This window comes from Acinetobacter sp. YH12235 (assembly GCF_013417705.1).
Taxonomy (GTDB): Bacteria; Pseudomonadota; Gammaproteobacteria; order Pseudomonadales; family Moraxellaceae; genus Acinetobacter.
In genome coordinates this window covers 226,606-240,427 of sequence record NZ_VPDL01000002.1, presented here as the reverse complement: position 1 = coordinate 240,427, position 13,822 = coordinate 226,606, and the positions used below count along the sequence as shown (strand labels likewise).

General features: G+C 43.4%; 10 protein-coding genes and 1 pseudogene. 4 read left to right on the top strand and 7 right to left on the bottom strand.

What is annotated here, in order from left to right:
- Positions 1-148: 148 nt before the first annotated feature.
- The gene (locus FTV13_RS02410) at positions 149-1,531 is read right to left on the bottom strand and encodes an amino acid permease (protein WP_159123120.1); all 1,383 of its coding nucleotides are present in this window, start codon (positions 1,529-1,531) and stop codon (positions 149-151) included.
- A 43-nt stretch (positions 1,532-1,574) separates the two neighbouring features.
- Positions 1,575-3,290, bottom strand: coding sequence for an alpha-keto acid decarboxylase family protein (locus FTV13_RS02405; RefSeq protein ID WP_179992250.1), 1,716 nt, complete (start codon positions 3,288-3,290; stop codon positions 1,575-1,577).
- A gap of 139 nt (positions 3,291-3,429) precedes the next feature.
- On the opposite strand from FTV13_RS02405, the gene FTV13_RS02400 reads away from it, so the two are divergent.
- Positions 3,430-3,903 carry an Lrp/AsnC family transcriptional regulator gene (locus tag FTV13_RS02400; protein WP_034703664.1) on the top strand — a complete coding sequence of 158 codons (474 nt, stop codon included), beginning with the start codon at positions 3,430-3,432 and terminating at the stop codon, positions 3,901-3,903.
- 52 nt (positions 3,904-3,955) lie between these two features.
- Here the strand turns inward: FTV13_RS02400 and FTV13_RS02395 are convergent, their stop codons facing one another.
- Positions 3,956-5,386 carry an aldehyde dehydrogenase family protein gene (locus FTV13_RS02395; protein WP_180010846.1) on the bottom strand — a complete coding sequence of 477 codons (1,431 nt, stop codon included), beginning with the start codon at positions 5,384-5,386 and terminating at the stop codon, positions 3,956-3,958.
- Positions 5,387-5,689: 303 nt separating this feature from the next.
- On the opposite strand from FTV13_RS02395, the gene FTV13_RS02390 reads away from it, so the two are divergent.
- Complete coding sequence (locus tag FTV13_RS02390) at positions 5,690-6,742, top strand: aromatic ring-hydroxylating dioxygenase subunit alpha (protein ID WP_179992248.1); 1,053 nt, start codon at positions 5,690-5,692, stop codon at positions 6,740-6,742.
- Positions 6,743-6,828: 86 nt separating this feature from the next.
- Here the strand turns inward: FTV13_RS02390 and FTV13_RS02385 are convergent, their stop codons facing one another.
- Together FTV13_RS02385 and FTV13_RS02380 are read right to left on the bottom strand one after the other, a co-directional pair.
- Positions 6,829-8,361: an aspartate aminotransferase family protein gene (locus tag FTV13_RS02385; protein WP_125278393.1), complete on the bottom strand. Its 1,533-nt coding sequence runs from the start codon at positions 8,359-8,361 to the stop codon at positions 6,829-6,831.
- Between the two features lie 3 nt (positions 8,362-8,364).
- On the bottom strand, positions 8,365-9,738 hold the full coding sequence (locus tag FTV13_RS02380; RefSeq protein WP_159123116.1) for a diaminobutyrate--2-oxoglutarate transaminase: 1,374 nt from the start codon (positions 9,736-9,738) through the stop codon (positions 8,365-8,367).
- A 476-nt stretch (positions 9,739-10,214) separates the two neighbouring features.
- Here FTV13_RS02380 and FTV13_RS02375 point away from each other — a divergent pair, with 476 nt between their 5' ends.
- Both FTV13_RS02375 and FTV13_RS02370 read left to right on the top strand, forming a co-directional pair.
- Positions 10,215-10,916: an SIMPL domain-containing protein gene (locus FTV13_RS02375; protein ID WP_034703657.1), complete on the top strand. Its 702-nt coding sequence runs from the start codon at positions 10,215-10,217 to the stop codon at positions 10,914-10,916.
- A gap of 165 nt (positions 10,917-11,081) precedes the next feature.
- On the top strand, positions 11,082-11,678 hold the full coding sequence (locus FTV13_RS02370) for a phosphatase PAP2 family protein (RefSeq protein ID WP_179992247.1): 597 nt from the start codon (positions 11,082-11,084) through the stop codon (positions 11,676-11,678).
- Between the two features lie 860 nt (positions 11,679-12,538).
- Here the strand turns inward: FTV13_RS02370 and FTV13_RS02365 are convergent.
- Entirely contained in the window at positions 12,539-13,033 is a 495-nt protein-coding gene (locus FTV13_RS02365; protein ID WP_180010844.1) for a hypothetical protein, read from the bottom strand.
- A gap of 236 nt (positions 13,034-13,269) precedes the next feature.
- Positions 13,270-13,593 (bottom strand): annotated as a pseudogene (gene ssb, locus FTV13_RS02360) (single-stranded DNA-binding protein); the annotation flags it as partial.
- Positions 13,594-13,822 lie beyond the last annotated feature (229 nt).

The window sequence follows — 13,822 nt, the reverse complement described above, 5'->3', positions numbered from 1 at the left end:
TTAATGGAGAAATCTAATCGGTATGTTATACCTGAGAGAAGAGTGAGGAGTTATCCAAGGGTTGTAAAAGGAAAACCTCAAAAATACCCAAGAAAAAGCCAGTCAATCTCTTAACTGACTGGCATTACCCTGTTCAGGGCCTTTTTATTTAAGTGGTGGGTTCAGTAGATTCAGGCAAGAGTACCGGTTTCCTGCGATATTTCATCACATACATCACCGTCAAAAACAGCAACCAGACCGGCACCAATGCAACAGCAATCTGCATTTCTTTGGTAAAGCTCATGATCATTAAAATCATGATGATAAATGAAATCGTCAGGTAATTACTCCAGCGGCCAAACAGACTTGGGAATGCGGTCGTCTGCTGCTGTTCCTGCATGGCTTTTCTGAATTTCAGATGGGTCAGTGAAATCATCAGCCAGTTAATCACCAGAGCTGAAACCACCAGTAGCATCAGAATACCAAAAGCTTCACCCGGCATGAGGTAATTCATTAATACACAGATACCGGAGACTGCTGCCGAGAATAGAACAGCATTTACCGGGATACCACGGCGGTTAATTTTCTTTAAGAATGCCGGTGCATTACCCTGCTGAGCCAGACCCAACAACATGCGGGTATTACAGTAAATACAACTGTTATAGACTGAAAGTGCAGCGACCAAGACTACAAAATTAAGAACATTGGCCACGCCGTGACTATTCAATGACTGGAAAATCATTACGAACGGACTACCGCCTTGCGCCACCAGATTCCATGGATAGAGACATAGCAACACACCTATGGCGCCAATATAAAAAATGAGTACACGGTAGACAATTTGATTGACTGCTTTTGGAATGGTCTTTTCTGGATTTTTGGTTTCACTGGCGGCAATACCAATCAGCTCCAGCCCACCAAATGCGAACATGATCACAGCGAGTGCCATCATAAAGCCCGACCAGCCCTCAGGGAAAAATCCGCCATGCTGCCACAAGTTGGTCACACTGGCCTGACTTCCTGCAGAACCGCTAAAAAGCAGATAGATCCCGAATCCGATCATGCTTAAAATGGCAATGATCTTGACCATGGAAAATATAAATTCGCTCTCACCGAAGAATTTGACATTGACCAGATTGATCCCATTCATAAGCAGGAAGAATGCCAGTGCCGTGAGCCAGGTCGGAATCTCCGGCCACCAGAACTGAATAAAAGTACCAATTGCACTCAACTCAGCCATACTGACTAAGACATAGAGCACCCAATAGTTCCAGCCTGAAATAAAGCCTGCTTTTTTGCCCCAGTATTTATTAGCAAAATAACTGAATGAACCACTAACCGGTTCATGCACCACCATCTCACCCAATTGGCGCATGATCAGAAATGCAATGATGCCAGCAATGGCATAGCCTAAAAGTACTGATGGACCTGCCAGCTGAATCGTATGTGATAAACCTAAAAATAATCCTGTACCGATCGCTCCGCCTAAGGCGATTAGCTGAATATGCCGGTTGGAAAGCTGTTTTTTTAATTGATGATCTTCAACATCCATATTGTCACTCCTTGTGAACAATTTTTTTAATTTCTACATTTTGCTAGATTGCCTTTTTGTAGGGAGGTGTATTCTGCTCAACCAGCTGCTTATAACCATATTCACCATAGTCATAGCGTGCCACGACTTCAGCAAACTGTTTTAAACGTTGTGGTGCATCCATACGTGGGAGTTGCAGTTCAATCAGACATAATTCCTCAGCCTGATGAACTTGTGCGAGTGTACGCTTTAATTCTGCCGGGGTTTTCACTATATGAGCCTGATGCGGAGTATCAGCAGAAAAGACTTGAGCAAACTGGCTGTATTGCCAGTTCTGAATATCGTTGTACTTGGCATTTTCACCCATGATCAAACGTTCAATGGTATAGCCGCCATTATTTAAAATAAAAATTACGGGTTTTAAGCCTTCTCTTAATAAGGTAGAAAGCTCCTGAATGGTCAGCTGAATCGAACCATCACCAATAAACAGCAGATGACGGCGCTGTGGTGCAGCAAGCATACTGCCAAGCAAGGCAGGCAAGGTATAGCCGATTGAACCCCAGATCGGTTGTACCAGATACTTGGCGGTCACTGGCAAGGTTAGTCCAGACAACCCCGCATTGGCGGTGCCCACTTCTGCCACAATCACATCATCTTCCTGTAAGAATTCAGAAATCTGCTGCCAGAGTGCAGTTTGGCTCAGCGCAGTATTTTCTTCGATCTGTTGAGTTTGTAACGATGGTTTCGGTGCAGGATTAAAAGTACGTGGTTGATCATCTAAAGTCTGTTTTGAGATAGCTTGGATCAACTGAGCTAAATCCAGTCCACTGATCATCTGCCCATCCAGACAAAGACAGGAATCCGCCAGATACAACATATTTTGTACGGATACACGATGTGAGAAAAATGCGGTGGCAACATCGGTAAAACGTGGCCCAATAGCGATCAGGCAATCCGACTGTTCCACCAGCTGACAAGTCGATGCTGCGCTTGCTGCACCTGCATAAACGCCCGCATATAAGGGGTGACTTTCATTCATGATATTTTTGGCAGTAGACAGACAGGTATAGGGAATCTGCATGCGCTCAGCCCAATTTTGCAGCATATCGGTAAGCTGGAAAATTTCTGCTTCATTGTCAATGAGCAGGACTGGCTGACGTGCCTGTTTGATGCGTTTGGCTATCCGTGCCGCAGTTTCTTGCAGAAGTTTTGGATCACTCTGTGGACGGCTCAGATCCAGAGGCTGCTTAGGTGCTTTAATCTGAAGATGGGTAATATCCGATGGAAGCTGAATATGAACCGGTCGACGCATCAATATACATTGCTTTAATACCCGGTCAATTTCACTCACTGCATTGGCTGGAGTCAAACGCGTTTGTGCCACAGTAAATTCGCGCATACAATTCATGATATTGTCATAATCGCCATCAATCAGGGTATGGTGTAACAAAGCGCCCTGCTCTACGGCATGCAAAGGCGGAATACCGGAAATATGCACCATGGCAACCTGCTCGGCATATGCACCTGCAATGCCGTTAATCGCGCTTAAGTCACCAACACCATAAGTGGTGAGTAAAGCGCCGACACCATGCAGACGTGCATAACCATCTGCTGCATAAGCTGCATTTAGCTCATTACAGTTACCAATAAATTCCAGTTTTGGATCAATTTCGATCTGTTCTAAATAGGAGAGATTAAAGTCGCCTGGCACACCAAAAATATGCTGAATTCCTAGCTCTTGCAGGCGCTGATTAAGGTACTGACCAATTTCCATAAACATTATTATTTTCCCTATCACTTATTATGCTTCAATTACAGAATATTGCATTTCATTTTCTGATTTCGTGCATAATGCAAGTCACAATGATTCAAAAACACATAAAACGTGTATCGGATAAGGATTCAATGCAATGGATGCAATGGATAAATTTGACTGGAAAATCATCCAGGCTTTGCAAAAAAATGGGCGCCTGACGAATCAGGAAATCGGAGATTTAATCGGTTTGTCAGCCTCTCAATGTTCTAGACGGCGTCAGCTGCTAGAGCAAAAAGGAATTATTTTGGGTTATAGCGCCTGCATTCATCCTGAAGCTTTGGGAATTGCAGTTTTGGCTATGGTTCAGGTCAATCTCAAAACACATGACGCAGCAGCGAAGATCGCTTTTCAACAATTGATTGAAGAAGAAGAAGCTATTCAGGAAGCTTTTTCTTTAAGTGGTGATGCAGATTTCATGTTAAAAGTAGGCGCTAAAAATCTGGAAATGCTGGCAAATTTTGTGACTGAAAAATTACTAAGCTGTAATTTTATCGGCCATATCAAATCTTATATTGTCTTAAATAAATTCAAGCAATTACATTTTGATTTTCAGGCTGCCCGCCCTTTATTACGTTGATATATTTTAAGTAAAAGAAAAAAGCTCAAGTTAAACTTGAGCTTTTTTTGATTTAATTTTTATTGATATGAACAACCTGTTGAATCGTATTTTCGAGCAGGCCACTCAGTCCAAACTGTGCACCGATGCCCGAATGTTTCCATCCACCAAAAGGTACATGCGGGAAAATCTCACCATGCGTATTGATCCACGCCGTACCACAACTCAGTCGTTGAGCAAACTGCTGCGCCTGCTCCAGATTGGATGACCAGATCGAACCACCTAAGCCAAAATCCGTATTGTTGGCTTCAGTCAGTACTTCTTCAATATCGTGATAACGAATCAAAGGTAACACCGGACCAAACTGCTCTTCCTGCACCAGACGGCTATCTGGGCTTACATTGGTCACAATTGTTGGTGCAATAAAATAGCCTGTATCCGGTAGATTCTGACCAGATGTCATGACTATTGCACCTTCATCCTGAGCTTCCTGAATCATGGTCTGAACTTTTTGGTATTGCTTGATGTTTTGCACTGGGCCAAAAGTAGTCGTCTCGGCTAAACCATCTCCCAGAGATTGTTGCTGTGCGACTTTTACTAATTCCTGTGCCAGTGCATCATACTGACTGTCATGCACATACAGCCGTTTCAACGCTGCACAGGTCTGGCCCATGTTGATAAAAGCTCCATTAAAGATTCGGGTTGCCATTGCCTGGATATCGGTATCTGGCAAAACAATGCCTGCATCATTGCCACCAAGTTCCAGTGTCAGATGTTTGAAAGTCGCGGCTGCATTTTGCATGATTCTTTGCCCAGTCGCAGTTGAACCGGTAAATACCACTTTGGCAATTGCAGGGTGACTGGTCAGCTTAGCCCCAACTTCTCCGCCTCCTGTAAGTATAGAGACCACTCCAGGTGCAACCTCTTGCTGAATCAGCTCACCGAGTCGAAGTGTCGACAATGGGGTAAATTCTGAAGGTTTATTGATCACCACGTTGCCAGCGCGAATTGCCGGCATGATATGCCAGACAGCAATCATTAAAGGCCAGTTCCATGGGGTAACCGATGCCACGACCCCTAAAGGCCGATGATGAAGTTCGATCCGCTTGTTGGCATCATCCTGTAAGATTTCAGTTTCAATCTTGAGTTCTGCCTGATAGCGGGTCCAGGCAATGGCCCCACCGACTTCAAATTCAGCCAGTGCATAGGGTTTGCCCTGCTCCTGCACCACTAAACGCGCTAATTCTTCTCGGTGTTCTTCAATACGATCTGCAATACGATGCAGGATTGCCTGTCGCGTTGCATCATCCGTATTTTTCCAGTGTTGAAATGCCTGCTCGGCACTACGGATGATATCTTCAATTTGTGCTTCCGAGGGAGAGGAACATAGGGCCAATACCTGCTCATCAGCAGGATTAATCACCACAAAACTTTCGGCAGCGCCTTGTACCATTTTTCCTTGAATAATACAGCCAACGGGTTGGGATACATGCAAATTAGTCATCTCTTCATCCTGAATCAGATATTTTTGTTGTTCCCTGACATTAGCTGATTTTGTCTGAATGGAGCTTGCATATCACATTAGGCATAAAGTCCTGAATGCACATTTTGTGCATGGAAAATAGAAGAATCATCTTTCGGGATGCTTTTTTGGAACTTTAAATATTGCTTCCTTTAATTTTTTGCCTATAGCTCATTCTTCCTTACATCCTGTTCGAATTTATGCAACAGGATGTCCTGATCTTTGAAATTTCGTAGAACATCACATTGGCCTATATTGGAAATAAAGAATCACAGTGATAGCGTCATGAATAGCACAACCATTCCAGTTTTCAATCCCGATTTACCGATTCACATGACATTTGAAGAACATGACTGGCATCTCCTGGCTCAATATTGGTATCCAGTGGCCTTAGCCCGTGATGTCTCTGAACAGCCGCTAGGGACAATGTTGTTAGATATGCCACTGGTCATTTACAAGATGCAGGATCAACTGATCGTGGCCAAAGATGCCTGTCCACATCGTGGTGTGCCTTTAAGTTTGGGAAAAAATGATGGTCAAGGCATCGTCTGTCCTTATCATGGCTTGCGTTTTGGTACACAAGGTAAATGCAACCGTATCCCTGCCCATCCACAGCATAAAATTTCAGATCGTTTTCATTTACGGACCTATGCCGCGGTTGAACGTTATGGTCTGATCTGGTGTTCACTGACAGCTGACAAAGATGCTGAACCGAATATTCCAGTGATGCCTTATTGGAATGATGCAGATTATCAGCAACTGGTTTGCCCACAAGTCGACATCAAATGTTTTGCTGGCAGACAGCTAGAAGGCTTTATTGATGTCGCCCATTTTGCCTGGGTACATCCGGATACCTTCGGTGATCCGAATGATGTTGAAGTCCCGAATTACACTACAACAGAAACTCAATATGGTTTCAGTGCTGACTATATCAGCAGTGTCGGCCGTTATCCGATTGGGTTAGATCAGCGTGGTCAGGAAGATTTTAAATGGCTACGGCATTTTGAAATTAGTCTGCCCTTTACCGCAACCCTGACCATCCATTTCCCTAATGATGCCAAACAGGTGATTATGAATGCTGCCTCACCGATGACCGCCCGTCAGACCCGACTGTTTGCTCCCATCTGTCGTAATTATGATAAAGACTTACCTGTCGAAGAAGCCTATGATTTTAATCTGAAGATTTTTGAAGAAGATCGTCTGATTGTCGAAAATCAGAAGCCTGAGTTTTTACCGCTAGACTTATCTCTGGAAGCACATTTCCCGGCAGATCGCAGCTCCAGTATGTACCGTAAACTGTTAAGGAAAAAAGGCTTTAATCCTTTATTTGCAGCTTAATCACCTTGAAGCTGATGATCTATATATGGATCAAAACCCAATAAAAAAGGAGATCATCTAGATCTCCTTTTTTCACCTGCAACCGCTTATGCGATTGGCGGTGTATAAGTACCATCAGCAATTGAATCTTTGATACGGTCCGCTTCTGCAAGCACAAGTGCCAACAGGTTCTTCACGTTTTCAAGCGTTGCAACCGGGCTTAAAGTCGTCATTTTCAGAGATTGAACCTGACCGACTTTAGTGACACCAATGTTCGCTTCACCACGCGCAAACAGTTCATCCGCGACGTTCTGATTTAAGGCATCGACAAACTCAGCTGGATAGCCTGCTGGAACCACACGGAACAATACCGATGCAAATTGTGGCTCAACCAGAAGTTCCAGACCATCAGTTGCCTTGATGTAATCTGCGACTTCACGAGTCAATTTCACGCCATGGTCGATCATCGAACCATAAAGCTCTTCACCCAACGCTTCTACAGTCATCCACAATTTCAACGCGTCGAAACGACGAGTGGTTTGTAGCGACTTCGACACCAGGTTAGGTACACCGTGCTCTTCGTCATAAGCAGAGTTCAGATATTCTGCTTCGTAGTGCATGAAACGATAGTTCGCTTCATCTTTCAGCAAGAACGCACCACATGAAATCGTCTGGAAGTAATGCTTATGGAAATCCAGTGTCACAGAATCAGACAGCTCGATGCCATCCAGCATAGAACGATAGTCATTAGACAGAATCAGTGCACCACCCCATGCTGCGTCGATGTGCATCCACGCACCATATTTATTGGTGATTTCACGAATCTGTTTCAGTGGATCAATTGCACCCGCATCCGTTGTACCCGCAGTTGCCACCACACATGCCACGATTTTACCTTCAGACTGAAGATGCGCCATGGTTTTTTCCAGAGCATCAACATCCATCTGAGCATTTTCGTTAACAGGAACAGTCACGACAGACTGGAAGCCCATGCCCATCATCGCCATATTCTTTTGCACAGAGAAGTGTGCATTTTCAGAACAGATGACTTTAACGTTACGCATTGCATCCGCTGGGATACCATCACGTTGAACAGACCACGGATTACCGTTTTCGTCTTTCCAGTTTTTTGCGATACAGGCATCACGCGCCAGCAATACGCCCATCAGGTTGGATTGTGTACCACCAGAAGTGAATACACCCGCCTGACCTGAACCATAGCCAACTTTCTGACGTAGCCAGTCAATTAGCTGCACTTCCATCAAAGAACCCGCTGGGCTTTGATCCCAAGAGTCCATTGACTGGTTAGTGGCATTAATCAACACTTCCGCGATCTGGCTAGTGACCATCGTTGGGCAATGCAAATGCGCTAAAGAATGCGGGTGATGTACTTTCAAGCTCTTGTTGAGGAATAGCTCAACCATACGCTCTAAAGACTTTTGTACGCCCAGACCTTCTTTAGAAGGATTGAAAGCAATTGCGCTACGCAATTCCTTGATGCTACCGCCAGTATACATCTTGTCGTTTTGCAACCATGCTGCAACCGCTTTGGTCGCCTGATCCATCGCCGACTCATAGTCAGCGATAGATGCAGCATCATTGCAGAGTAACGCTTTACGGTGTTCTGCAAAATCTACCATGAATTATGCGCCTCGAACTGCGACTAGAGCTTCAGCAACCGCTTTCTTGAAGCGAACCAGAACTTCTTCACACTCAGCCTGAGTGATGATCAATGGGCAAAGTAAACGGATCACTGTACCGTTACGACCACCTTTTTCCAGCAACAGTTTGTTGTTGAAACAAGCGGTTTGAATTGCTGCAGCCAATTGGCCATCAGCAGGGAAAGAACCCATATGGTCTGCTGGTTTACGCTCGTCGACGATTTCAACACCGATCATCAGACCGCGACCACGTACGTTACCAATACATGGGAATTCAGCCGCCAGTTTTTTCAGTTCAGCTTGCAGGAAATCACCACGTTCTTGTGCATTTTGCGCAAGATTTTGTTCTTTAATGGTTTGTAGCGTCGCAAGACCTGTACCCATTGCCAGCTGGTTACCACGGAAAGTACCGGTATGGCCAGCAGGTTGCCATGCATCGAACTTACGTTTAATACCCAGTACTGCAAGTGGCAAGCTACCGCCAACGGCTTTAGACATTACAACCACATCAGGTTCGATACCAGCATGTTCGAATGCGAACATTTTGCCTGAACGCGCAAAGCCTGCTTGAACTTCGTCAAGAATCAACACAATGTTGTGTTTTTCAGTCACTTCACGGATTTTCTGCAACCATTTTACAGGTGCTGTTACCACCCCACCTTCACCTTGAATCGCTTCAAGAATCACAGCTGCTGGCTTGGTTACACCGCTTTCGACATCTTCAATGAAGTTTTCGAAATAATAAGTCAAAGCATCAACGCCCGCTTCACCGCCTAGACCCAATGGGCAACGGTATTCATGCGGATATGGCATGAATTGAACGCCTGGCATTAAACCATTCACCGAGTTCTTCGCAGACAGGTTACCTGTCATTGCCAAAGAACCGTGAGTCATACCGTGATAGCCACCAGAGAAGCTGATCACTGAACTACGGCCAGTAAAGGTTTTGGCAAGTTTAATCGCTGCTTCAGTCGCATCTGCACCAGATGGACCACAGAACTGTAAGCAATATTCTTCTTTGCCACCTGGCAGGTAAGCCAGAAGTGCTTCAGTAAAAGCATCTTTTAAAGGAGTTGTGAGATCCAGCGTATGCAATGGAAGACCGCTTGCAAGTGTGTCCTGGATACTTTGAATGACCGCAGGGTGATTATGGCCTAATGCCAATGTCCCTGCCCCAGCTAAACAATCAAGGTACTCCGTACCTTCAACATCGGTAACCCAGCAACCTTGTGCTTTCGCTATCGCTAACGGTAATTTACGTGGATAACTACGCACATTCGATTCCATCTGACTTTGGCGAGTCAAGTAGTATTCGTTTGTGGAATTGGTGGCAGGATTTACAGAAGAAACGCTCATATCGAATTACCATCTCTGATATGGGTTGAAAGAAATAAGTCTGGTGACTTGCGGTCGTTTGACTCGGTGCTTTATATAATCTAGTTAGACAATTTTCTATTCAGTAACTAGGAGAGGCGGATGATACAGTTTTTTTCAGGAAAATAAACAACTTTTAGTATCAATTTGCCTCGGCTGTTATTGAAAAAATATATCAAAAAATGTTGCTGTCTAAATTATCAACTTTATGCATGGCAATGACAAGGAACCCTAAACATTTTATGCAATTTTGTTGTCATGAATACAACAGTGTAATTATCAAACAATTATCTCAATAAGTATATAATTTTTATCACATTTAGTTTCTATATACCTATAATAAATAAAATATATTTTTAACAATCCAACGACAATAATTTCGGAATATCAACACATTTCCACCTTAGTATTTTATGATCAGCACAAGGCCAACAATTCCACTAAAACAGGACAACAAAATGCGTCTTTCTTCTTTTTCAGCGCTTGCTTTGCTCGGCGCATTATCTTCTGCCGCTTTCGCAGCTCCTGAAGAAACCTTGAATTATAATGTGGTGAATATCTCGGCAGAAGCCAGCCGCGATATTTCCAATGACCTGATGAATGCCAATTTATTTGTTGAAAAATCTAATAAACAGCCGGCTGAGCTGGCAGCACAAATCAACCAGTTGATGACGCAGGCCATTAATACTGCTAAAAAATATCCTACGGTAAAAATTGAAACCGGTTCACAGCATACCTATCCAGTCTATGACAACGACAACCGCAAGTTAAGAGAATGGCGTGCTCGTGCGCAGGTACGGATTGAATCGACTGACTTTAAAGCCGCCTCGCAACTGATTGCTGAGCTACAGCAAAACTTCCAGACTGAATCGATTAACTTCACAGTATCTGAAGCAAAACGCAAGAAAGTAGAAAACGAGCTGATGCTTGAAGCTTCGAAAAACTTCCAGCAACGTGCGCAAAGTCTGGCTCAAGCTTGGAACAAACCGGGCTATCAACTGGTGAATCTGAATATCAACACCAATAATTCGGGCTATCCACCTGTGCCACGCATGGCGATGGCCAAATCTGCTTATGCCGAAGCAGTTCCAGAACAGGAAATGGCAGCGGGTGAATCCAAAATGACCGTCAATGCCAATGGTTCTATTCAGTTTAAATAAGTCTTAATAAAATTATTCAGATGTTTAAAAACCACCCTTTTGGGTGGTTTTTTATCACTTGAATATTCTGTGAAAAATCGATGCTACAAATTCATACAAACTCAGATATGAATTGAGCTTTGATCGGTTTAGAGTAACGGACATTTGTGTCAGCCCTCTCTCCTCATGTTACTCGATCAACTAAACCTGTATCTGTTTCATCTTCTCAATGTACCTGACCAAGCCTCGATCTGGATGATTAACTATGCCAGTCTGATAGCGCATGATCTGGTGTATGTATTCCTGCTGATTTTTGCTATTACCTGGCTGCGTGGCAGTCGTGAAATCAAAACAGGGATTATTAAAGCTGCGATCTTCACAGCAATCACCTTGTCGATTAGCGAGGTATTATCTGCCGTTCTAAACACACCCCGCCCTTTTGTCATGGAGGTTGGTCAAACCCTGATTGAGCACGCACCTACAGGTTCATTCCCAAGCAATCACATGAGTATTTTTAGCGGGATTGCCTTTGCCTATTATTTCTCAGCACAACGTGATTTGGGACGAATCCTGCTCTGGACTGCTTGGCTGGTAGCCTGGTCACGGGTTTATGTGGGTGTACATTTTCCGATTGATATGGTGGGAGCATTCCTGATTGCTTTAGCAGTCAATCTTGCCGGCTTACCGCTCTGGTGGAAATATGAGAATAAAATCATGAGCTTTATTTTCAGTATTCATCAATTCCTGTTTAAGCCTTTTATTCGAATGGGATGGATTAAATAAACTTAATCCAAATGTCATAAAAAAATCCCGCTCGAAAGCGGGATTTTTTTATAGACCGAAGATTTAGTAAATCGCCATATGATTGCGATATATAAAGATAATAACTTATTGTTTTAATTATAATATTTTATAAGGTCAAAATATTTAACCTCCCATTTAACCTCCAATCGTGTTCTGTACCCCCTATTTTGAACAATAAATTATTTTGTTCGCCTCCTCTTTTTTGATGGAGCGAAATAGAGTATTTAAGCTGCTCCTCTATTTAGTGGCTCAGGTAGGATCAGATTTAGAATCCTATCCTTTGTGAGTATCTTTAAGCTACTCACTAACTATCTTTGAGCTAGTCAGTAGAATTTCAGATTTTAAATCCGCATTTCAAATGTCGAATTAAGTTAGCCGTCCAAGTGGCTGATTAAGTAGCTAGGTTGTTTAGATGCGCTCAAATTTGAGCATATCCCCCAGTGGGGTGAATGTTCCTGATCCGCTACTACATTTTAAAGGTAGTTAAGAGATGCCCCACTGAACGCAATTTTGCGCTGTCCTACAATGAAGTAAAAATCACGGAATACTTTTGATTGCAGATACGTGCATCCAGGCGCGTGTGCATTGCCGAAGTTGAGGATTTTAGATGGTGGGGGGTTATTCTATGTTGAGGCCATTTGTAGCAGTGAACCGCTCCAATAATCACACTGTAACTCTATTGGGATTTTAAAGGTCAAAACCACACTTTAACTCGCTCCCTCGCGTGCGCGCGCGTAGTTGTTGCGAAATGCAAGATTGCGCTAGTCCTACTGTTAATAAATGATAAGGCTTGGGCTACTGTGTAAATCCTAAGTAATCCTAAGGTTACACCGTTACATTCACCAAATACCCATACCTTTCAAATAAACAATAAACATTTGCAGCCGCTCTTGTTCTCTTTCTTCTAGTTCCCTTACAAGTGCTGAGAATGTGCGCCAGTGCATGTTTTTCGGCTTTTGATAGATAGGCCAAGCTCGAAGGTCTTGCGGCCATTCCAAGCGATTCCGTAGCCGTCTGACGCGTAGTAGCGGTATATCTGACTTATTCCATTGTTGTGACATATAGTTGAGTTGCTGGCATTGTCTGCAAGCGTATGCACCGCGCTTTAAATACAGTTTGGTGCATCGTTTACCGCATGAGCATAAAAGCCAAAATCTTACACCGCCATAGTTGCAAGGTGTATGGGTTAGGTCTAAGTCAAAATTACCGTAGTTGCTGCTTATGCTGATAATGAATTGTTTATTGTTGCGTAGATAATCAGGACTGCATAACTTTGCTGGGTTGAGTTGTTTGACGCTTACAAAGCTGTAGTTTTCCACGCTACCTTTCGACATAAGACACCCTGTATTTGCTTAATGATTTAGGCTTTTAAATTAGAATATTGATTGTATCTGCTTTAACTTAATTTTAACTTTCTGCTGAAATGAGATTTTTTTTGCTGGTGCGATTTAGAGCGATCTAGGTTTATTCATTCGATTGAAGATAACCAAGCCCCCCAGCACTAGCAGCCGATCCGCTACCAACTTCCCACCTATAAAAAAAGCTCCCCATATTTAGGGAGCTTCGGTTAAAGCAATTGCAGCTCATCGGCTCGAATCTCTGTCACTTCCCGATCCGCTCCTTTACTGTCTTTCCACTTCCTTGTGCGTAGTGAGCCCTCAATATAAACCTTTCCGCCTTTCTTGAGGTACTTACTAGCAATCTCAGCTAATCGGTTGCTGGTGGTGATTCTGTGCCATTCTGTAGCCTCTTTGCGCTCTCCAGTGGTCTTGTCTTTCCAAAACTCAGTAGTTGCAACGCTGAATGTAGTAATGCTGCCACCGTTGGGAAATTGTTTAGTTTCAGGGTCACGGCCTAATACACCCATCACAGTTGCTTTGTTTACGTTTGGCATTGTTCAATTCTCAATTTATATATTTTTCTTCAAAAGTCTGACTAAATGACTAAATAGCCCTGTAACTATTGATATATAAGGCTCTCTGTTTAGCAGTCACCTAAAACCGCTATGACTAAATGACTAAACTAAAAAATTAAATGATTAATTCCATTTAGTCACTTAGTCACTTAGTCAAACCATGACTGCTAAGTGAAAAGCCTTGTGCTGTAAGGCTTTCAGGCCCATT